Annotated in this window: 22 protein-coding genes and 1 tRNA gene; 6 read left to right on the top strand and 17 right to left on the bottom strand. The window is 42.6% G+C overall.

All coding sequences use genetic code 11. The annotated features are described in order from the left end of the window. Positions 1 to 86: 86 nt before the first annotated feature. The 4 genes from rpmF to V7D18_RS25835 all read right to left on the bottom strand — a co-directional run bounded on the left by rpmF (position 87) and on the right by V7D18_RS25835 (position 2697). Positions 87 to 269, bottom strand: a complete 183-nt coding sequence (gene rpmF / locus V7D18_RS25850; RefSeq protein WP_097006282.1) for a 50S ribosomal protein L32 — start codon at positions 267 to 269, stop codon at positions 87 to 89. A 2-nt stretch (positions 270 to 271) separates the two neighbouring features. Then, the gene (locus tag V7D18_RS25845; protein WP_426158745.1) at positions 272 to 799 is read right to left on the bottom strand and encodes a YceD family protein; all 528 of its coding nucleotides are present in this window, start codon (positions 797 to 799) and stop codon (positions 272 to 274) included. A 114-nt stretch (positions 800 to 913) separates the two neighbouring features. Beyond that, positions 914 to 2107, bottom strand: a complete 1194-nt coding sequence (locus tag V7D18_RS25840) for an acetate/propionate family kinase (RefSeq protein WP_426158743.1) — start codon at positions 2105 to 2107, stop codon at positions 914 to 916. A 20-nt stretch (positions 2108 to 2127) separates the two neighbouring features. Beyond that, a complete protein-coding gene (locus V7D18_RS25835) occupies positions 2128 to 2697 on the bottom strand; it encodes a PduL/EutD family phosphate acyltransferase (protein ID WP_426158741.1) in 570 nt (189 codons plus the stop codon). Between the two features lie 162 nt (positions 2698 to 2859). On the opposite strand from V7D18_RS25835, the gene V7D18_RS25830 reads away from it, so the two are divergent. Further along, positions 2860 to 4119, top strand: coding sequence for a nucleotidyltransferase (locus V7D18_RS25830; protein ID WP_426158739.1), 1260 nt, complete (start codon positions 2860 to 2862; stop codon positions 4117 to 4119). On the opposite strand, the gene V7D18_RS25825 is transcribed toward V7D18_RS25830, so the two are convergent. Genes V7D18_RS25825 through V7D18_RS25785 form a run of 9 tightly spaced genes read right to left on the bottom strand, consistent with a single transcriptional unit; the run spans position 4114 to position 12207 of the window. Beyond that, positions 4114 to 4620, bottom strand: coding sequence for an NUDIX hydrolase (locus V7D18_RS25825; RefSeq protein WP_426158737.1), 507 nt, complete (start codon positions 4618 to 4620; stop codon positions 4114 to 4116). The two genes, V7D18_RS25830 and V7D18_RS25825, sit on opposite strands and share 6 nt — an antisense overlap. A 36-nt stretch (positions 4621 to 4656) precedes the next feature. Continuing rightward, on the bottom strand, positions 4657 to 5001 hold the full coding sequence (locus V7D18_RS25820) for a phenylpyruvate tautomerase MIF-related protein (RefSeq protein ID WP_426158735.1): 345 nt from the start codon (positions 4999 to 5001) through the stop codon (positions 4657 to 4659). A 53-nt stretch (positions 5002 to 5054) separates the two neighbouring features. Then, the gene (locus tag V7D18_RS25815) at positions 5055 to 6221 is read right to left on the bottom strand and encodes a class I SAM-dependent methyltransferase (RefSeq protein ID WP_426158734.1); all 1167 of its coding nucleotides are present in this window, start codon (positions 6219 to 6221) and stop codon (positions 5055 to 5057) included. Between the two features lie 2 nt (positions 6222 to 6223). Next, on the bottom strand, positions 6224 to 7588 hold the full coding sequence (locus V7D18_RS25810; RefSeq protein WP_426158733.1) for a PFL family protein: 1365 nt from the start codon (positions 7586 to 7588) through the stop codon (positions 6224 to 6226). Positions 7589 to 7627: 39 nt separating this feature from the next. Continuing rightward, on the bottom strand, positions 7628 to 7900 hold the full coding sequence (locus V7D18_RS25805; protein ID WP_104436132.1) for an ACT domain-containing protein: 273 nt from the start codon (positions 7898 to 7900) through the stop codon (positions 7628 to 7630). 14 nt (positions 7901 to 7914) lie between these two features. Further along, positions 7915 to 8712 carry an MBL fold metallo-hydrolase gene (locus V7D18_RS25800; protein WP_426158732.1) on the bottom strand — a complete coding sequence of 266 codons (798 nt, stop codon included), beginning with the start codon at positions 8710 to 8712 and terminating at the stop codon, positions 7915 to 7917. A gap of 4 nt (positions 8713 to 8716) precedes the next feature. After that, positions 8717 to 9301: a dephospho-CoA kinase gene (gene coaE, locus V7D18_RS25795; protein WP_426158731.1), complete on the bottom strand. Its 585-nt coding sequence runs from the start codon at positions 9299 to 9301 to the stop codon at positions 8717 to 8719. A gap of 15 nt (positions 9302 to 9316) precedes the next feature. After that, positions 9317 to 11848 carry a DNA polymerase I gene (gene polA, locus V7D18_RS25790; protein WP_426158730.1) on the bottom strand — a complete coding sequence of 844 codons (2532 nt, stop codon included), beginning with the start codon at positions 11846 to 11848 and terminating at the stop codon, positions 9317 to 9319. 8 nt (positions 11849 to 11856) lie between these two features. Continuing rightward, positions 11857 to 12207, bottom strand: a complete 351-nt coding sequence (locus V7D18_RS25785) for an anti-sigma factor family protein (RefSeq protein ID WP_426158729.1) — start codon at positions 12205 to 12207, stop codon at positions 11857 to 11859. 121 nt (positions 12208 to 12328) lie between these two features. Here V7D18_RS25785 and V7D18_RS25780 point away from each other — a divergent pair. The 4 genes from V7D18_RS25780 to upp all read left to right on the top strand — a co-directional run bounded on the left by V7D18_RS25780 (position 12329) and on the right by upp (position 15472). Next, positions 12329 to 12411, top strand: a tRNA-Leu gene (locus V7D18_RS25780). 162 nt (positions 12412 to 12573) lie between these two features. Then, positions 12574 to 13413, top strand: coding sequence for a DUF4163 domain-containing protein (locus tag V7D18_RS25775; RefSeq protein ID WP_426158728.1), 840 nt, complete (start codon positions 12574 to 12576; stop codon positions 13411 to 13413). Between the two features lie 72 nt (positions 13414 to 13485). Beyond that, positions 13486 to 14811, top strand: coding sequence for a uracil-xanthine permease family protein (locus V7D18_RS25770; RefSeq protein ID WP_426158727.1), 1326 nt, complete (start codon positions 13486 to 13488; stop codon positions 14809 to 14811). A gap of 31 nt (positions 14812 to 14842) precedes the next feature. Beyond that, positions 14843 to 15472, top strand: coding sequence for a uracil phosphoribosyltransferase (gene upp, locus V7D18_RS25765; protein ID WP_288828325.1), 630 nt, complete (start codon positions 14843 to 14845; stop codon positions 15470 to 15472). Between the two features lie 80 nt (positions 15473 to 15552). On the opposite strand, the gene V7D18_RS25760 is transcribed toward upp, so the two are convergent. The 3 genes from V7D18_RS25760 to V7D18_RS25750 are packed head-to-tail and all read right to left on the bottom strand — an operon-like array spanning position 15553 to position 19642. Then, a complete protein-coding gene (locus V7D18_RS25760) occupies positions 15553 to 16884 on the bottom strand; it encodes a sodium-dependent transporter (protein WP_426158726.1) in 1332 nt (443 codons plus the stop codon). A 7-nt stretch (positions 16885 to 16891) separates the two neighbouring features. After that, a complete protein-coding gene (locus tag V7D18_RS25755; RefSeq protein ID WP_426158725.1) occupies positions 16892 to 17575 on the bottom strand; it encodes a UDP-N-acetylglucosamine pyrophosphorylase in 684 nt (227 codons plus the stop codon). 12 nt (positions 17576 to 17587) lie between these two features. Continuing rightward, a complete protein-coding gene (locus V7D18_RS25750; protein ID WP_426158724.1) occupies positions 17588 to 19642 on the bottom strand; it encodes a DNA topoisomerase in 2055 nt (684 codons plus the stop codon). Between the two features lie 196 nt (positions 19643 to 19838). Here V7D18_RS25750 and V7D18_RS25745 point away from each other — a divergent pair, with 196 nt between their 5' ends. Continuing rightward, positions 19839 to 20318: a YbaK/EbsC family protein gene (locus tag V7D18_RS25745; protein WP_426158722.1), complete on the top strand. Its 480-nt coding sequence runs from the start codon at positions 19839 to 19841 to the stop codon at positions 20316 to 20318. Between the two features lie 77 nt (positions 20319 to 20395). Here the strand turns inward: V7D18_RS25745 and V7D18_RS25740 are convergent, their stop codons facing one another. Next, a complete protein-coding gene (locus V7D18_RS25740) occupies positions 20396 to 21283 on the bottom strand; it encodes a DMT family transporter (protein ID WP_426158720.1) in 888 nt (295 codons plus the stop codon). Between the last annotated feature and the right edge of the window lie 56 nt (positions 21284 to 21339).

Here is a 21339-nt window from a genome sequence, read left to right as displayed (position 1 = left end):
CTCCTTCTCTCAAAACAAGAAAAGACAAGGTCCTGAATAATCAGAATCCTTGTCTTTTTATGTTTTGAGCTATTTCCATACTGAAATTATTCAGCAACAGAAATGATTTCTTTCTTGTTATAAGAACCGCAAGCTTTGCATACTCTGTGTGGCATCATAAGTTCACCGCACTTGCTGCATTTCACTAAGTTCGGAGCGCTCATCTTCCAGTTTGCTCTACGTTTGTCTCTTCTAGCTTTAGAAGATTTATTCTTTGGACAGATAGACATGGTTACACCTCCTTAAACTGTTTAAAAATATCCTGGATGACTGCCATTCTCGGGTCAACCGAACTAACATCGCAGTCACAAGTCTCATGATTGAGATTTGTTCCACATCTATTACAAATCCCCTTACAGTCTTCACTGCAGAGAACCTTCATAGGCAGATTCAGTATGAGTTCATCACAAACCAACTGGTCTACATCCAGACAATAACCATTAACATATGGCTGTTCCTCAAGATCCTCTTCATCCTCTTTGTCGGTTTCACTCAAATCAACCGTACGAACGACATCGAAACTCAGCTCATTAGGGACAGGATCCAGACAACGGTCACATGGAATAAGTAAAGTGAGTTCCACTTTTCCTTCCAGTTCCAGTTTCTTTCCTCCCAGATTCATGATCCGCAGCACTACCGGTTTGGCATCTGCAATTTCATAATCTCCATAGGGTCCATGATAAGTTTTCATCTCAATATCAAGAGTATAAGTTTTCTCTTTCCCTTCCAGGGTAAACAACTCGGTTAAATTTATAAGCATATTATAGTCTCCTAATACGCACCTATGTTATTATACATAGGGGCGCACTATTTGTCAACAAAATATTTCCATATTTCACACTATAAAAACTATAATGTGCCAATATTTAAGGAATTATACCAAAGCTTTTGTTTCTCTTGCAATTGCAAGCTCTTCGTTGGTAGGGATCACACATACTTTTACCTTGGAATCAGGTGTGGAAATCATGATGCGTTTGCCTCTGTGGCTGTTTGCTTCTGCATCGATTTCTACTCCAAGATAGGATAAATATGCACAGATTCCTGCACGGATCGGCTTATCATTCTCTCCTACGCCTGCTGTAAATACGATGGCATCCACGCCATTCATTGCTGCAGTATAAGCACCGATGTATTTTGCAACACGGTAGATATATGCATTAATTGCAGTATCTGCCAGGTGATTACCCTCTGCCTGTGCTTTCTGAACATCACGGAAATCGCTGGAAATTCCGCCGGACATACCGAGAATACCGGATTTTTTATTTAAGATATCCAGTACTTCATTGACGCTCTTGCCTTCTTTGTTGCAGATAAACTGAATCACAGCCGGATCAATATCACCGCTTCTGGTTCCCATAATAAGACCCTCAAGAGGTGTAAGACCCATACTTGTATCTACGCACTTGCCTCCGATGGAAGCAGAGATGCTTGCGCCGTTTCCTAAATGGCAGACAATAACCTTTCCGTTCTTATGATCCAGTCCGCAGAAATCCAGTGCTTCTTTGGAAACAAAGCTGTGGCTTGTTCCGTGGAAGCCGTAACGGCGGATGCTGTATTTTTCAAAATATTCCTGAGGAATTGCGTAAAGAGAAGCCTTCTCCGGCATACCCATACCAAATGCAGTATCAAATACAGCTACGTTAGGTGTTCCTGGCATAGCTGCCTCGCACGCCTCAATACCCATTAAGTTTGCCGGGTTATGCAGAGGTCCTAAATCGAAACAGTCGCGGATTACTTTCTTTACATCTTCATTTACAACGATGGAATCACTGTAAATTGTACCGGCATGGAGAACACGATGTCCTACTGCGGAAATTTCACTGGTATCTTTGATTACTCCATGCTCAGGATTAACCAGGGCATCCATAACCAGCTTGATTGCTACAGTGTGATTAGGCATCTCTTCTGTTAACTCAAATTCGCCTTTTCCTTCTGCCTTGTGAGTCAGTTTGGATCCGTTAATACCAATTCTTTCGCATAAACCTTTTGCTAAAACTCCCTCATTTTCCATATCAATCAGCTGATACTTTAAGGAAGAGCTTCCGCAGTTGATAACTAAAATTTTCATAAAACTAAATTCTCCTTCGATTATTTTACAATTTCGCCGTACTGTTCTCTGCCGCAGCCTGCTGCGTTAGATTCATCTGTATCAATGTGCATAGCCAGAGCATAGGTTTCGCTTACACGAACAACTACATCTCCGAAAACAAGACTTCTGCCATTTGTATCAACTTTTACAGAAACAATTTCGCCGTTTTTAACACCCAGCATTTCAGCATCTGCAGGCGTTGCATGAATATGACGCTTTGCTGCAATTACGCCCTCTGTGATATCAATTTCACCTGCCGGTCCGATAATCTTACAAGGTCCGCTGCCGGCAATATCTCCGGATTCTCTTACTGGTGCGGCGATTCCTGCAGAACGGGCATCTGTCAGGGAAAGTTCCACCTGGGTAGACTTTCTGACCGGTCCTAAAATGGAAACTCCCTTGAATTCACCTTTTGATCCCACAACAGTAACTCTCTCCTCGCAGGCAAACTGACCTGGCTGGGATAATTCTTTCTTCTTGGTTAATTCATATCCCTGTCCAAATAAAATCTCAAGATGTTCCTGAGATAAATGTACATGACGAGCTGATGTTTCAACGACAAAATTCATACTTATCTATTCTCCTGTTCTAATTGATCAATGTTTCTTCTTGATTCTCACTCTATTCTATGAGCATTCCCGAAAATTTTCAAGTGTTGTGACAAAATAATTTGCATTTTTTGCGAAACAATAGCATAATATAGGTTGAAAAAAAGAAAAAGGACGTTTTTTATGTTAAAAGAGAAAAATTTGTATGCCGTAGGAATTATCGCCGAATACAATCCGTTTCATAACGGTCACGCCTATCATATCAGAAAAGCGAAGGAGCTTGCTAATGCAGAGTACGCGGTCGTAGTCATGAGCGGGGATTTTGTACAGCGGGGTTCACCTGCCATATATGACAAATATACACGGACAGCCATGGCACTTTCCTGCGGAGCTGACTTAGTGCTGGAGATTCCGTCCATTTTTGCTTCCAGCAGCGCGGAAGATTTTGCCTCCTGCGCAGTTGCATTATTAAATGGACTTGGAGCAGTTGATTCTCTGTGCTTTGGCAGCGAAAGCGGGGATATGGAAAAACTTTCCGCTATTGCTACTATTCTCGCCAATGAACCGGCCATTTATTCAGAAGAACTGCGCATTCAGCTGAAAAAAGGGGCTACCTTTCCGGAAGCAAGAAATAGCGCTCTTGTTACAAGCGGTGCTGTCAGGGAGGAAGATGCCTCAATTCTGGCCTCTCCCAATAACATTCTGGGAATAGAATATTTAAAAGCCATTTACAGGCAGGATGCTTCCTTAATTCCGCTGACCATTGCCAGAAACGGAAGTGACTATCACGATCCGCTGCTTACACCAGACCGTTTTTGCTCCGCAACCGGACTTAGAAAGGCTTTAAAGGAGTCAGATCAACTCTCCTGTGAGGAAACTATCTTTGATTATGTACCGGAACCGGTAAAATTAAAAATACTGGAGAGCAAACCTCTTTACTATGATGATTTCAATCTCCTTTTAAACGCTGCTCTGCTCCGTCTTTCTATGGAAGGGATTCCATTTCAGGATTTCGCTGATGTTTCGGATGAACTGGCAGCAAGAATTACAAAACAGCTCCCTGACTATCATACTTTTGAAGAAAAGATCAATCAGTTAAAGACCAGACAATACACTTATACAAGAATCAGCCGTGCATTGCTTCACATTCTTCTCGGGACGACAAACCAGCTGACAGCAGCCGGCAGACAGGCAGGGTATGCTCCTTATGCCAGAATTCTGGGATTTAAAAAAACTTCAGTTCCCCTGATGGGAGAAATAAAAAAGAGAGGGAGCATCCCTCTCATCGCGAAAACTGCCGGCGCCAAAACCGGTTTTACGGGAGCAGCCGCCGCTATGCTCCGCCATGATTTCTATTCTTCTCATATTTATCAGACTGTATTACAGGCAAAATATGATATAAAAGTCAAAAATGAATTCACACAATCCGTCGTCATATTATGACGGCGGATTGATGAATTCTCTGATGTTATCTTTATATAGAAGAAAACGGGATTTGGGAACCACAATCCCCTGCTTCCACAAATCAAGCAGTTCTTCAAAGGTTACCAGTTTCGCATCAACGACTTCTTCTGCCTGTAATTTCACATCCTCCATGGTAATATTCTGCCTGGTGATATAGGTATCAACAAACCGTTCTTTCTGGCGAATGCTGTGAATCAGTTTCAGATCCTTTTTCGCTGCATGAATTCCGGCTTCTTCCAAAAGTTCTCTTAATGCACCTTCTTCGCTGGTCTCACCTGCAAGAACAGAACCGCCGGTACACTCCCACATTAAACCATAAGGCTTATCCGGATGCCGCCTGGTTAAAAGAATCAGATTCTTCTGATTTACGGTCCAGATATCAGCCACCAGATGATATTCCCCTTTACCCAGCGGAACTCCCCGGACATGAGTTCTCCCGGTTGCCGCTCTGTTTTCATCGTAGATATCCCAAAGCTCCATAAGCCATTCCCCTGTCTGACGTGTCAACAGTAAAATTTAGAAGTTTGCTCCGTTCCAGCCCCAGTGCTCCGCTTCTTCGTATTTTATATAGATCTTATCCTGTGAAATTCCTAATACTTCTTTGTATATCCTGGAAATCTCAGCGGTCAGGTGGTCTAAATCCCGGTCAGAAGCACGTCCGAAAATTTTAACTTCTATAAAAGCAATCTTCGTATTGTTCTTTCCTTTAAAATAAAGAGAATAGTTATCTTCAAAGCCCACCATCAGCCAGCTTTCTGATTTTCCTGGAATCAGGCTGATTGCCTGACCAAGTTTATCTTTTAAAATATCCTTCTCTTCCTCTGATAATGCAACATTTACTTTGGAATTAATAAAAGGCATGAACACTCCTCCTTAAATGATTACTCAAATTTCACTTATTATTTTATAATAGTTTACTCTTTATAAAACAAATTGTAAAGAGTCAGATTTCCGTGAAGGAATTCCATTATTTCATCAATTTGATTGCGATTATTCTTTTTTTCACCCTGCTTTACTGCGCGGATTAATATATTCTTTGGAGTGTGTTCCATATCAATGAATTCCAGAATCTGGGTTCTGTATCCCTGATTCTCCAAAATCTCTGCTCTCAGAGCATCTGTATACAGGGCAGCCATACGTTCCTTAATCAGACCATACTGCAAAACAGGAGCCATCAGACTGTTTTCAATCTGTTTATTGAGCTCATGCTGACAGCAGGGTACGGACAGGATCACAGATGCTCCCCATGAAACCGCTTTTGTAAGAGCAAAATCAGTGGCTGTATCACATGCATGAAGGGTAACAACCATATCCACCTGATTCACACCCTCATAAGAAGCGATATCACCATGATAAAATCTCAGTTTCCCATATCCATAGCGTTCACTTAACTGGTTGCAGCTGTCAATCACCGTCTGCTTTAAATCAAGACCTATCATGCGAATGGAGTATCCCTTTTGGATATGAAGATAATAATACATGGCAAATGTTAAATAGGACTTTCCGCAGCCGAAATCAATAATTACATTTTCTCTGTCTTTATGAAGTCTTGGAAGTATATCTTCAATAAATTCCAGAAAACGGTTAATCTGACGAAATTTGTCGTATCTGGATCTGATAATGGTTCCATTTTCCGTCATGACTCCCAAATCAACCAAAAACGGTATGGGAGTTCCTTCTTTTAAGATATAGTTTTTCTGCCTGTTGTGCTCCGTTACTGCAGGAACAGCCGTGATTTTTTGCGGAATACGCTTACTCTTTATGTCTGGAATTCCCTTCTTACTGATCAGAATCCGGACCTGGCCTTTCGAAGATTCCAGTTCCAGCTGGCGAAACGTCCCATCCAGTAAATCCGCCGCATAATCTGCGCATTCTTCTTTCGACAGGTTCTTATGAAAAGCTTGGTTTCCAATCAGTTCCTCTGCCTGAAACAGCATCAAATCTTTCTGTTTCAGAGGACGAATCTTTACTTTGGACATTCCCTGTTTCTCAACCGGATTGCTGATGATGATACGGACCAGAAATTCATCCAGGTATTCTCTGAGTGCTTCCGTCAGTCTGCTTTTTTCCATCTGTTCCATGGCTAATTCTTAAAGCTGTGTATCGGCGCAGGAATTCTTCCTCCGCGGCTGACAAACTTTTCACAGGAATACCGATTGACTGGCATGACAGGAGCGTATCCCAGGAGGCCGCCGAATTCCACCGTTTCTCCGACAGATTTGCCGATTACCGGAATAATACGAACTGCTGTCGTCTTCTGATTGATCATACCGATTGCGGATTCATCGGCTATAATTCCGGATATCGTGGAGGCAGGAGTATCTCCGGGAATTGCAATCATGTCCAGACCAACGGAGCAGACACAGGTCATTGCTTCCAGCTTTTCAAGGTTTAATGCACCCAAGGCAACTGCATCGATCATTCCCTGATCTTCACTGACAGGAATAAAGGCACCGCTTAAACCGCCTACATAGGACGAAGCCATAACTCCTCCTTTTTTCACCTGATCATTAAGCAGAGCCAGCGCAGCCGTCGTACCCGGGGCACCAACGCGCTCCAGACCGATCTCTTCTAAGATCTCAGCCACACTGTCACCGATTGCAGGTGTGGGAGCCAGAGACAGATCAATAATACCGAATGGAATGTTAAGTCTTTTAGAAGCCTCCTGGGCAACCAGCTGTCCTACACGGGTAATCTTAAATGCAGTTTTCTTAATGGTCTCGCAAAGAACCTCAAAGTCCTTTCCTCTTGCGGTCTCAATCGCCCGTTTTACCACACCAGGTCCGCTGACACCCACATTAATAATGGCATCTGCTTCTGTCACACCATGGAATGCACCTGCCATAAAGGGGTTATCATCCGGCGCATTGCAGAAGATTACCAGTTTTGCGCAGCCAAGAGAATCATTCTCCCTTGTCTCCTCTGCTGTTTCCAGGACAATTTTACCCATAAGCGCAACTGCATCCATATTGATTCCTGTCTTTGTAGAACCCACATTCACGGAACTGCAGACGCGGTCTGTGCATGCAAGTGCTTTTGGTATGGAGCAGATGAGATTTTTATCTGCAGTTGTCATTCCCTTGCTCACCAGTGCAGAATATCCACCGATAAAATTGACGCCCACTTCCTTTGCTGCGCGGTCAAGAGTCTGGGCAATGGTAACAAAATCATCCGGTGTTTTACATGCGGCAGCGCCTACCATTGCAATGGGAGTTACGGAAATTCGTTTATTCACAATGGGAATTGCAAAATCTTTTTCGATCTCTCTTCCAACAGATACCAGATTTTTTGCAACAGTGGTAATCTTGTTGTAAATTTTTTCATTCACTGCTTTTAAGTCACTGTCACAGCAGTCAAGCAGACTGATGCCCATGGTAATGGTACGCACATCCAGCAGTTCCTGCTCGATCATCTTATTGGTCTCGTTTACTTCAAACATATTCAACATATAGAAAACCCATCCTTTTCTTAAGCCTCACTGCGGTAATCAGATCCGATGCATTTTTGTAAAAATTTCTTCCCTCTGGCATTTTACCTTTACACCAATCTCGTCTCCAATCTGTTCCAGTTCATCCGCAAGCTCTCCAAAAGGCTTCGCTGCTTCGTTGATGTCAACAATCATCATCATATTAAAATATCCCTGTACAATGGTTTGGGAAATATCCAATATGTTTACCTGGTTGTTTGCCAGATAAGTACAAATCTTTGCAATAATCCCCACTGTGTCTTTGCCAACTACTGTAATAATCGTCTTATTCATCATGCATCTCCTCTTTATATTGTGATAATTTCCGACATCTGATCCCGCTTTGCAACGGCTATGGAAAAATCAGATGCCTTAAATGGATTATCTCCCTCTGAGATTTCAAGCTTTACGGTTTCATAAGCAAGCTCTTCGTAATTATTCTCCTTGCTTAAATGACCCAGCAGAATCTTTTTTAAATTCTCATGAAGAATGCAGCACAACAGCCGTCCCGCATTTTCATTGGATAAATGTCCATGATCTCCCAATATCCTGCGTTTTAAGTAATAAGGATAAGGTCCGGCCTGAAGCATATTCACATCATGGTTGGACTCTAAAAGCACCGCGTCCAGTCCCTGCAGATGCTCGATGATGTACTGATTGTAATGCCCCATATCCGTTGCCACTGCAACTGACTTATGTTCATGCTGAATCCGGTATGCCACCGGATTTGCCGCATCATGATCAATGGAAAACGGTTTGACCTCTAAATCTCCTACAAAAAAATCCACATCCGGACGAATGGCATAAAATAGTTCCCGGGGATATTCTCCCAGATATTTCTGCTTTGAAATTTCCTCCAGAGTCTCCCTGGTTCCATATATGGGAACGCCATACTTTCTGGCCAGTACTCCCAGTCCTTTGGTGTGGTCAGAGTGTTCATGAGTGATTACAATTCCAGTGAGCTCGTTTCCTTTTAATCCGATTTCATTTAAGCCCTGTTCAATCCTCTTGTTGCTTATTCCGGCATCTACCAGAATATGAGTTGTATCAGAACCCACATAAATGCAGTTTCCGCTGCTCCCGCTAGCAATGCTTACCAGTCTCATATCGTTATCTGTCCCCTGTTTTCAATATTTCCGCCAATTGGTTCTCTAAATCCTCAACTGAACCATCGTTCTCGATTATCCGGTCACAGCGCCTTACATACTCCAGTTCCGAGGCCTGGCTTCTGATTATTTGTTCCGAACGTTCTTTTGTATAACCCCTGTTTTCCGAAAGACGTCTGATTCTGACCTCCTCTGATGCACGGACATACCACATCTCATTATAGATATCTTCCGCTTCTTCACCCATAATTGCAAATTCTACCACAATAAGTCCGGCTTGGGAAGCGGAAATTTTTTGTCTGATTCTTTTCCATACAAGAGGGTGGATAATAGAATTAACCTGCTCTCTTGCAGATTCATTTTCAAAAATCACTTTTCCTAATGCAGCGCGGTTAATGGTGCCGTCAGAATTAAGGATGGTTTCTCCAAAGGTTTCTTTCACCCGCAGATATCCCTCTTCTCCCGGCATCATCAGTTCATGGGCAACTTTATCCGCTTCAATTACCTGCGCATTGTATTTCGTTTTTAATATGGAAAGAACCAGACTTTTTCCGGCTCCCACACCGCCTGTAAGCCCAATTACATTCACGCTTTCCACCATCCTTTATTTGGCATCGAACCAGGATTCTCCAACATTGGCATCAACTTCCAGAGGCACATCCAGCCTGGCAGCACTCTTCATCTCTTCCACCAGCAGTTTTTTTACCTGGTCCAGTTCTTCCAGACGTGTCTCAATTAAAAGCTCATCATGAACCTGAAGGACAATTCTGGACTGCAGTCCCTGTTTCTTTAGTGCGCGGTCTACCCGGATCATGGCAATTTTAATAATATCTGCCGCGGTTCCCTGAATGGGTGAATTCATTGCCACACGTTCTCCGAAGGAACGCTGCATAAAATTGGAGGATTTTAACTCCGGTACGGGACGGCGGCGGCCAAACATGCTGAGCGCATACCCGGTTTCTTTTGCATCAGATACCAGCTTATCCAGGAAAGCCTTCACTCCTGGATAGGTTTCAAAGTATTTTTCAATGTATTCCGACGCTTCTTTTCTGGTAATGCTTAACCCTTCGCTCAGTCCAAAAGAACTGATTCCATAAACAATACCGAAATTAACGGCCTTTGCATTGCGCCGCTGTAAGGAAGTCACTTCCAAAAGCGGTACATGAAACACTTCTGAGGCAGTGATCGCGTGAATATCCTCGGCCTGCTGATAAGCACCGATCAGTCTTGCATCTCCCGACATATGAGCCAGAACCCTCAGTTCAATCTGGGAGTAATCGGCATCTACAAAGACACAGCCCTCCTGGGGAACAAAAACTTTTCGAATTTCTCTTCCAAGTTCCATGCGGATTGGAATGTTCTGTAAATTGGGCTCTGTACTGCTGATCCTTCCGGTAGCGGTAATCGTCTGATTAAAGGTACCGTGAATCCGTTCATCGGAACCTATATAGGACGCCAGCCCATCGGCATAGGTGGAATTTAACTTTGTCAGCTGCCTGTAATCCAGAATCAGTTCTATCACAGGATAATCCGGAGCCAGTTTTTCCAGCACGTCGGCGGCAGTGGAATAACCTGTTTTTGTCTTTTTTCCGCCAGGAAGCTTCAATTTTTCAAAAAGGATTTCTCCAAGCTGCTTGGGTGAATTAATATTAAAGGTTTCACCTGTCTGCTCGTATATTTTTTGTTCCGTTTCCTTAATCCGGATCTTCAGTCTGTCTCCGTATTCTTTCAGCCTGTCCCGTTCCACCCGGATTCCCGTTTCTTCCATAGAAAACAAACTGTATACCAACGGCATTTCAATTTCATAAAATAACTGTTCCATATCTGTCTTTTTTAATTCTTCTCTTAAAATGTTTCCGCACAAAAATGAAACGTATGCCATGGAGCAGATACAGGCAACTGCCTGGGAACGATTTTCCTCCAGTGCCCGGGGTATGGTTTGTTTTCCCAGAAGTTCTGTTTTCGAAGGAAGGGACAGGGAAAGATATTCCTCTGCTAAATCATTATAATCATAGGAGCTTTTTAACGGATCAATTAAGTAAGCTGCTATGGAAGCATCAAACACCGTCTTTTCTCCATTCAGGTTCAGAAATGGAAGCTGGCTTTTCAGATCTAAAACAGTAATATCTTCTGCCTGTCTTATGACCTCTTCTGCCTTTTTTTTCAAATATTCTGACGTTAAATTCCCCTGAGGAATAAAGCACCAGCACTCTTCTTTTGAAAAACATAAAGCCAGTGCAGAAATATTTTTATCTGTTCCTGCCAGCTGCAGGCCAATGCTGACGCCTGTGGCACACCTTGCAAAAACTGCCTCTGCTTCAAAAAGATCCGTAACTTCTTTTTTAATCCAGCCAGATGAAGAAATCTCCTCTCCTTCCTCCGGGAACCCGGCAGGTTCAAAATCCATATCCATGATTTCTGCAATCTCAGATTCCGCAATGGTTTTACTCTCATCCAGACGAAGATTATAATCTGTTTTCAGGCAAAGAGAATCAGCCTCATTGTTTACCTGCAGCTCATACTCAGTCAGTGCTTTTTGAACCTGGTCAGACTCCAGCTCCTCCTTCTTACCATAAAGAGCTTTTAAGGAACCATACTGTAAAAGCAGCCGGCATGCGGTTTTTCGGCCAATCCCTGCCCCCCGCTCCAAAGAAAATACTTCCTTTAACTGTTCCGGCTCCAGACCAAATTCTGCCTTTACCCCATCTGCAGACCAGCTTATTAATTTTACCCCTTCTTCTCCCAGTCCGGGAATCAAGACCGTTACATGCTCATTTACTGCCATCAGAAAGGTCTCATTACCAGTAAGCACTGAAACATCTCTTCCTTCCTCCTCACAGTTTTTTGCAAGGGAGCAGATAAGGTCCAGAGAACGTGCCCCCTCTTCTTCAAAAACAGGTATTTTCAGAGCAGTCAGTGCTTCTTTTAAAAGTGCTTGTTTTTTCTTTAAATCCTGAGCAGCCAATCCATCTTTACTGTAATTGCCAAAAACCGCTGCAATATAATCCGTTTGCTTTTCTTCTATTATACGAACCACCACATTGCGTATTCCTTTTACGCAGTTGTCTGGAAGTGCGTAATATACCTCTTCCAGCATACCGGTCCCGTCAATCAGTACTGTTTTTTTTCTGTTCATCTGTTCTCCTATCCAAGCAAGCCCAACTGCAGCCAGATTCTGCACTGAAGAAGGACTGTAATGACAAGTGCCATGAAGCAAACGGTAGATACCGCATATCTTGCTATTTTTATCAACTGTATTAACTGAAGCCTTTGTCTGGACTGTTCCAGAGCCGCCTCCAGCGCTCCCTTGATATTATAATTCCCTGTTTCAGAATCCAGCTGCATGATTCCTGCCTCTATGGTAAAATATATTTCCAGTTCTTCCATACAATCTGCACAGGTCTGCGTATGTTCCAAAAATTCTTTCAGTTCCTCATCTGTCAGTTCACCGTTTATATATGGAATGACCAGACGTTCTGCTTCCTTACATGTCATCGCCCAGACACCTCCTTAACCATAGCTTTTTATTATCATACAATATATTTTGCCGTTTTTCAATTTAAATACTTGCCAAATGGAAAATCCTGTGATAGAATAATGAACGTTGTAAGTGCAAGCCGGCATGTCGGAATGGCAGACGAGGCGGACTCAAAATCCGTTGATGGCAACATCGTGTGGGTTCAAGTCCCACTGCCGGCACTACACCCTTGGCAGGGAACTGGACTTCGCAAACCGAATTTATTTTGGTTTTGCGGAGTCCTTTCTCTTTGTCCCCATATTTTTCCTACAATTTCCTTAATTTTACATAATATTCTAGGAAACACTGCCCCAATTATGATATACTGTCATAAGAAAAAACTATTGATTAGAGGTGATTTTACGAAACGTCGTATCATGCTAATGGCTGCACTTCTGTCCGCACTGTCACTTTACGGGTGCAGTCACCGAAATTATGTAAAGGCAGATCTGCCAGACGCGCAGACTACCGAAAGCAAAGAAACAACCACAATCTCCGCTTCGTCTGTCATAGAAGTTCAGAACGAATCCGAAAGCAGAGAAAGTTTAAGCACAAACCCCAGCTCAGGAGCAGGCACCTCTATTTATGTCTATAAGAATGATAAGGTGACCATCGAATATCCGGTCCTTACACAATTGGCAGATGAATCTAAATTAGAAGCTGTCAACAACCTGTTAAAAGACAATGCGCTGGAAATCATCAAAGCTTATTCTGTTGATCCATCAAAGGACAGTCTTACTGTCAGTGCTGATATTGTCTCTTCTGACAGGAACCGAATCAGTGTTGCTTATACAGGAATGCTTTCTGCTGACGGAGCCGCACACCCCACCAATATATATTACACCAGCGTAGTTGATTTAAAAACAGCCGGGAATATCAGGCTGAAGGATTATGTGGATCCAAAACTGCTGGCTGAATATGTGCTCTCTGATAAGTGTAAGTTTTATAACACATCTTCTGAGCTCAATGAGGCTTTGATGAGCTCGCGATCCGATATGGACAAAGAGACATATACCAAAATTTTTCAAAATGCTGATTTTTCGTCAGAACAGCCTGAAAAAGGATCTGCAGAATTTCCGGAATCCTTTAGCTATGAGGATCAGGGAGTCATTATTGTCTCCATACCTGTCGCTCATGCCTTGGGGGATTTTGCGTTAATTGAATATACTCCTGAGACAAAATAACAAAAATAGTTGCCATTTATCCCTTTCTCTGATAAAATAGGACGGAAAAATAAAAAGAAACGGGGTATAATCATGAGTAACAACGCAAAATTGACAACCCGAGACTATCTGCTCAGCATTCAGCATCTCTTCGCCATGTTCGGCGCAACCGTGCTGGTACCCTTACTGACAGGTCTCAATCCATCGCTGGCATTATTCTCTGCAGGCGTTGGCACCTTAATATTCCACTGCTGTACTAAATTTAAGGTTCCTGTGTTTCTCGGTTCTTCCTTCGCATTTCTGGCCGCGGTTACCGCAATTATCCGACCGGAAGGAACCGTGATCCCTGAGAACGTACCTTTAGTACAGGGTGGAATTATTTTTGCCGGTCTGGTATATCTGATCTTTGCCTTCATCGCTTACACCATTGGTGCTGAGAAAATCAAAAAGATTTTCCCTCCCGTTGTGACCGGCCCGGTAATCGTAGTCATCGGAATCAACCTGGCAGGCACGGCAATCAGCGATGCAACGGGCAATTTAAGCCTGGCAGACGGTGTAACACCTGCCATTGCATTGAATCTGGGAATTGCGGTATTTACATTATTCGTAGTTATTCTCTGTTCTATTTTCGCTCATGGTTTTTTCAAGCTGGTTCCGATTCTCATCGGAATAGCGGCCGGTTATCTTCTGTGTATTGTATTAGGAGCATTGGGAATCTTCCATATGGACTATTCAGCCATTTCCGCTGCATCATGGATTAATATCCCATTTGTGACAAAGGACTTAAACGGTGTGACATTTATGTCTGTTCCAAAATTCAGTTTAGGTGCCATTCTTTCCATCGCGCCTATCGCCTGCGTCACATTTATGGAACACATTGGAGACATCACCACGAACGGAACTGTTGTTGGAAAAGATTTCCTCAAGGATCCAGGACTTCACCGTACATTAATGGGTGATGGTCTTGCTACCCTTCTTGCAGGATTTATGGGCGGCCCTGCCAACACTACTTATTCAGAGAATACAGGCGTTCTGGCAACTACTAAAAACTACAACCCAAGGCTTCTTCGTGTAACCGCCGTATTTGCCATTGTTCTGGGCCTTTTCGGAAAAGTCGGTGCAATCCTTCAGACTATCCCGGGTCCTGTAAAAGGCGGTGTGGAAATTATGCTGTTTGGTATGATCGCTGCTGTGGGCATTCGCTCTCTGGCAGAATCAAATCTGGATTTTACACACAGCAGAAATTTAACTATCGTTGGTCTGATCCTGGTATTCGGACTGGGACTTGCCCAGCTTGGAGGACTTAACGTAAGTGTCGGTTCTGTAACATTAAACATTTCAGGTCTTTTCGTCGCTGTTATCATTGGTGTCTTTATGAACCTGATACTGCCTGAAACTCCTGATACTGCAAGAGATTAAAGAAAGGATTAAAACTATTATGGATTTATTAATGGACAATGTAACTGTATTTACCCACCCGCTGATTCAGCATAAAATTTCAATTTTAAGAGACAAGAGAACCGGCACCAACGAGTTCCGTGCTCTGATCGAAGAAATCGCCATGCTGATGGGATTTGAGGCATTAAGGGATCTTCCGTTACAGGATGTGGAGGTAGAGACTCCTATTGAGACCTGCATGACCCCAATGATTGCTGGTAAAAAAATGGCAGTTGTTCCTATCCTGAGAGCAGGTCTTGGTATGGTTAACGGAATTCTGGCTCTTGTACCGTCTGCCAAGGTAGGACATATTGGTTTATATCGGGATGAAAAAACTCATGAGCCCCATGAATACTACTGCAAGCTTCCAAGCCCGATTGAACAGAGAACCATTGTTGTTACCGATCCTATGCTTGCTACCGGCGGTTCTGCAATTGCAGCCGTCGACTTTATCAAGCAGTACGGCGGTAAGCACATCAAGTTCATGTCCATCATCGCCGCTCCGGAAGGCTTAAAACGGCTTCACGAGGCACATCCGGACATTCAGATCTACGTAGGACATTTAGACCGTCAGTTAAATGAAAATGCGTATATCTGCCCAGGTCTTGGAGATGCTGGTGACCGTATATTCGGTACCAAATAAAATCATCTGATAAAAAGCCCGGTACTTCCTGTCCTTGTAAGACATGGAAATACCGGACTTTTTAACAGCTGTACTTAATATCAGCCGATTCCTTTATATACAATACTTAATATTAATACCAGGGCTGCAAGAAATACATAGAGATACTTGGCCGTAAAAATGAAATAAGATCCAAGCGGTTTCTCACGTCCACAGTTTAATTCGTTTAGAATTTCTTCCTTTTTCAATACCCAGTAGATCATTACAGAACATAAAACTGCACCAAATGGCACCACATAGATGGTAATATAATCCATCCAGGCTCCCATATAGGGTTCATATTCAATAAAAAGTCCTATGAGGAACACGACGGCGCCCACAAAAATAACAGCAGTCTTTCTTGGAAAACGCAGATGCGTTTGAAGCGCTTCTGCGCATACTTCAAACATATTAACCAGGGAGGTTACTCCTGCAAATAGTACTGACAGAAAAAACAATACTGCTATTACTCTGCCTGCCGGGATTTGTGCAAATACCTTAGGCAAAGTTATGAACATCAGGGGAGGACCGCTTGCCGGATCCATCTGGAACGCAAATACGGCAGGAATAATGGCAAAGCCTGCCAAAAGAGCTGCAACGGTATCTAACAAAGCAGTGGTAACCGCTGCTTTTGGTATATCCTCTTTTTTATCCAGATAGCTGCCGTAAATTACCATTCCCGAACCAGTAATGGAAAGAGAAAAGAAAGCCTGTCCCATAGCCATAACCCAGGTTTGCGGTTTTAACAGAAGTTCCCACCTGGGCACCAGCAGATATCTGTATCCATCGAAAGCCCCGGGAAGAAAGAACACCCGGACTGCAATCAGCAAAAAAAGAACAAAAAAAGCAGGCATCATGATTGCATTCACTTTTTCAATCCCTTTTAAAACTCCTCCTGCCAGTACAGCTACCGTAATTATAACAACAAGGAGATGCCATGGTACACTGCCATAATGCCCGGTTGCACGGGAAAAATATTGTGCTGCCTCTTCTTTCAAAATAGCACCTGACAAGGCTCCCCATAGATATCTTAGAACCCAGCCCACTATAATTGCATAACCAATGGCAATACCAAATGAACCAATTAAAGGGATTGCGCCCAGAAACGAACCGCCTTTTTTCCCTCTCGTCTTTAAAGCATAATCATAAGAGCCGATGGGGCCCGTTCCGGTGAGCCTGCCAAACGCAAACTCTCCGGACAAACCAACCAAACCAAATAAAAATATAAAACCAAAATATACCAGTAAAAAAGCAGCGCCTCCATACTGTCCCAGCCGGTAGGGAAACATCCAGATGTTTCCCATACCGACAGCTGACCCAACAGAGGCCAGAATGAATCCAATTCTTGAACCGAATTTTCCGTTTCCTGCCTGGGCATGTTTACTTTCGTTCATGTTTTATTTATTCCTCAGCAGTATTCTTTTCTACAATTTCTCCCTGCTTTTTGTAGATGGAATTACCTTCTACGCAGCCTCTGACACAGGACAGCGGATAAATATCTGCTTTTGGTCCGATAACTGTACCAGGATTTAAAACAGCACCACAGCCGATTTCTGCAAAATCACCAAGGATGGCACCAAACTTCTTAAGCCCAGTTTCGATTTCTCCATCCTCCGCGTGTACAGTAACAAGAGATTTATCTGTTTTCACATTCGAAGCAATTGAAGATGCTCCCATATGAGACTTATATCCTAAAATAGAATCTCCAACATAGTTAAAATGAGGAACCTGTACTCCGTCAAAAAGAATGGAATTCTTTACTTCAGAAGAGTTTCCAACTACTGCACCTTCGCCGATGATTGCATTACCTCTGATAAATGCGCAATGACGGATCTGTGCATTCTTGCAGATAATTACATGCTCGCCCATACAAGCTGTTGGCGGAAGATTTACAGACTTATGAATCCATACTGCTTTTCCCACATGAACATATTCATCCTTTGGAAGACGCTCTCCCAGGGAAACGATAAATTCACTGATCTTAGGAATGATTTCCCACGGATAGGTGGTCTGCTCAAATAATAATTTGGCCACTGTATGATTGGTATCAAATAAGTCCTGGTTTGTCATATCTTCTTTTTTCATGTTAATAATCTCCTATTTTTGTTTTTTATAATTAGCTGCCGCAGCATCGAATACATTACGTAAATCATAATGATTATTCAGCTTCAATACCCAAGCGGTACGTCCGGCAACAAAATTCTCCAGTTTCTGCATATACTCTTCTGAGGTTATGCTTCCCTCTGATACATAAGTTAATCCCTTTTCCCAGCTGGCTGTCAGCTCCGGATTAAGAAGCTGTTTTATGGAGGCGTTTACTACATCATAGATCATCTCTCCTAACAGTGTGGGCAGAATTATCTGGGTTTTCGTGTTCAGGAACAGGTAGCCGATATGAAACAGCTTTTTTAAAATCTCAGCTCTTGTAGCACTGGTTCCTATCCCGCTTCCCTTAATCTGGGCACGGAGCTCTTCATCCTCGATTAACTGCCCCGCATTTTCCATGGCAAGAATCATGGATCCTGATGTATAGCGTTTTGGCGGAGAAGTTTCACCTTCTTTAATAATCAGCTTTTTAATGGGCAGCTGCATACCCTTTTTTAATGAACCAAGCATGGCAATAAAGGCTGGATTGTCCATTTGCTTCTGAGACACTTCCGAATTGTTCTCATCCTGATTTTCACTGTCAGGGAGTGGTTCGTCAGCTTTTTCCTCTGATTTCTTTTTACCTGCGGACACATCTGCCACTTTTAAGTATCCCTCTTCCAGCATTACCCGGAAGTTTGAATAAAAGTGTTCTTTATCAGCAGCCAGCTCCAAAGCATACTTCTGATAAATGGCAGGCGGATAGAAAATACTCAAAAACCTTCTTGCAATCACTTCATATACCTTTGCCCCAAGGGGTGTTAATCCTCGAAAGGATGAAATCCCCTGACCAGTAGGAATAATGGCATAATGGTCAGTTATCTGCTTATCATTAACGTATCTGGTTTTATCAATTGTTTTGTAGGCTCCCCGGCTTAATGCTTCTTCTGCCGCCTCTTTTAAAGGTTCAAATCCCTTTAACCCACTGATGTTTTTATAGATTTCTTTTGCCACTGCAGTGGAAAGAACTCTGGCATCCGTTCTGGGGTAAGTGACCATCTTCTTCTCATAAAGCTCCTGAACTACCTTCAGTGTCTCATCAGGACTGATCTTAAACATCTTAGAACAGTCATTCTGAAGTTCAGCCAGATTATAAAGCAGCGGAGGATTCTTGGTTTCCTTTTTTTTCTCAACCGATACAACAGCTGCCTCCATGGGATCTGCTGCTGAAAGCGTCTCAATCAGTTCTTCCGCATGCTTTCTTTCTTTAAAACCATTCTCTTTATAAAGATAAGGTGATTCAAAAAACTTAGAACCCGGCGCACTTCTCCATTCACCATCAAAATCCAGATCATCTTTGGCAAACGTACCGATCACACGATAAAACGGTGTCTTTACAAAGTCCCTGATCTCCCGTTCTCTTCGTACAACCATTCCCATGACGCAGGTCATGACACGTCCAACAGAAATAACGGTATTCTTCCCGCTCTTTAAATAGTTTGAAATATGCTGTCCGTATCTTAGTGTAAGCAAACGTGAAAAATTAATTCCCATGAGATAATCTTCTTTTGCACGCAAATACGCGGAAGCTGAAAGATTATCATATTCCGCCTCATCCTTTGCCTCCCGTATGCCTCTTAGAATTTCCTCTTCCGTCTGGGAATCAATCCAGACTCTCTTCTGCTTTTTATTGTTCACCCCGGCCATCTGTGCAACAAGCCTGTATATGTATTCTCCTTCTCTTCCGGAGTCAGTACAGACATAGATCGTATCCACATCCGGACGGTTTAACAGACCGCTCACAATTTCAAACTGCCTGGCTGCTCTGGGAATTACTTCATATTTGAATTCTTTGGGAAGAAACGGCAGGGTGGATAAGCTCCATCGCTTATATCTGGGATCATAGCTTTCCGGATAGCTCATAGTGACCAGATGTCCCACGCACCAGGTTATAATCACCTGGTCAGCTTCCATGTATCCGTTGCTGCGTTTTCCGTTTATCTTAAGCGCATTTGCGAACTCCTGAGCCACACTTGGTTTTTCTGCAATGTATAACGATTTTGACATATAACTCCCTACTGCTTTGTGATAGTAACCGTTCTATTATACCATTAAAATTCATGAATAGCAAATATTTCTGACAACTCTCACCAAAAGGCACATCAAAAATCATTATAACATTGATAAATTTTAATATCAATGGTACAATGGTTAACAATTTACTTAAAATTCCATTACATGAATGCAAAGGAGTGTTTGTCTTATGTCAGTACAAAAAGTAAAAGAATACTTTAAAGAATCTGGAAGAGACTGCCAGGTTATGGAGTTTCCTGTTTCCAGTGCAACCGTTGAACTAGCAGCAAAAGCCCTTGATGTGATTCCGGCAAGAATTGCAAAAACTATGTCTTTTCATGGATGTGAAGAAAACAACTGTATTCTGGTAGTTACAGCCGGTGATATGAAAATTGACAATGCAAAGTTCAAAAAAACATTTGGGATTAAATCAAAAATGTTGTCCGCTGACGAAGTATCTGCTTTCACAGGTCATGAAATCGGTGGCGTGTGTCCTTTTGCCAATCCTGACTGTGCAGCCACTTACTTAGATGTATCTCTCCAGAGATTCTCTTCTGTTTTCCCTGCAGCCGGCAGTTCTAATTCCGCCATTGAACTGACGAATGAAGAGCTGTTTTTATTTGCCCAGGCGAAAGAATGGGTAGATGTGTGTAAAAGTAATGTAGTTTAGAATACTGAGAGCAGGATACGGATATATCATATGGAATGCGATCTACAGTTTCTTTTAAAACACAACTCCCGCTATATTTAAGCAGCGGGAGTTTGTTTTTTGAATTCCGATAAGATAACCGACAGAAACAGCAAAGCACAGCCTGTCAGTAATTTTATAGTTACCGGCTCTCCCAGCAAAAAAACGGAGAACAGCAGACCAAATACTGATTCAAAAGACAGAATAATGGAAGAAGTGTTAGGACTTAAATGCTTCTGTCCCATATTCTGAAGCAGGAAGCAGATCATTGTGCTGAAAATACCAAGATAAAGAAGGCTGACAGCCATTGAATGGCTGATTACAGACAGATCCAGTCCTCCCTCTAAAAGCGGAGCAGCAATCCAGCTTAATCCTGCCGCAACTGCCATCTGCATCACAGTGAGTATTATCGGATCATGGGTTACTGTATATCGGTCAACAAAGACGATATGGAAAGCAAAAAATATTCCGCATATCAAAGTCATCAAATCACCCACATTCACACTTAAATCCCCCTCAAGGGAAATAAACCCCAATCCGATGACAGCGATAACCGCTGCTCCCACATTGTTTTTTGAAGGTTTTGTCTTATTAAATAACCAGTGCAAAAAAGGAACGAGAATGACATATAAAGTGGTAATAAAAGCATTTTTACTGGCGGTCGTATACTTCAGTCCATAGGTCTGAAAAAAATAGCTGATAAATAGAAAAAAGCCTAAAATAAAACCGCAGAAAATGTCTGTTTTTCCCACATTTCTTAAGCGCTTCCAAAAAACTGCTACAAGTGCTGCAAACGCAATGGTAAACCGCAGTGCCAGCAGATAGGTTGGTGATATGACATCCACCGAATTCTTCATTACCACAAAAGCACTTCCCCATATGATTGTGGTAATAATCAGCCCCATGACTGACAGTGCTTTTATTCCTTTTTCATTCGCTTTATTCATAAGTATGTAAAAATGTCCTTTCACAAGCGTACAGGGGCGCAGTAATCTGCGTCCCT

Source organism: Lacrimispora sp. 38-1 (assembly GCF_049890855.1).
Lineage (GTDB): Bacteria > Bacillota > Clostridia > Lachnospirales > Lachnospiraceae > Lacrimispora.
The sequence above is the reverse complement of the archived record's forward strand: the minus strand, read 5'-3'. Positions and strand labels throughout refer to the sequence as shown.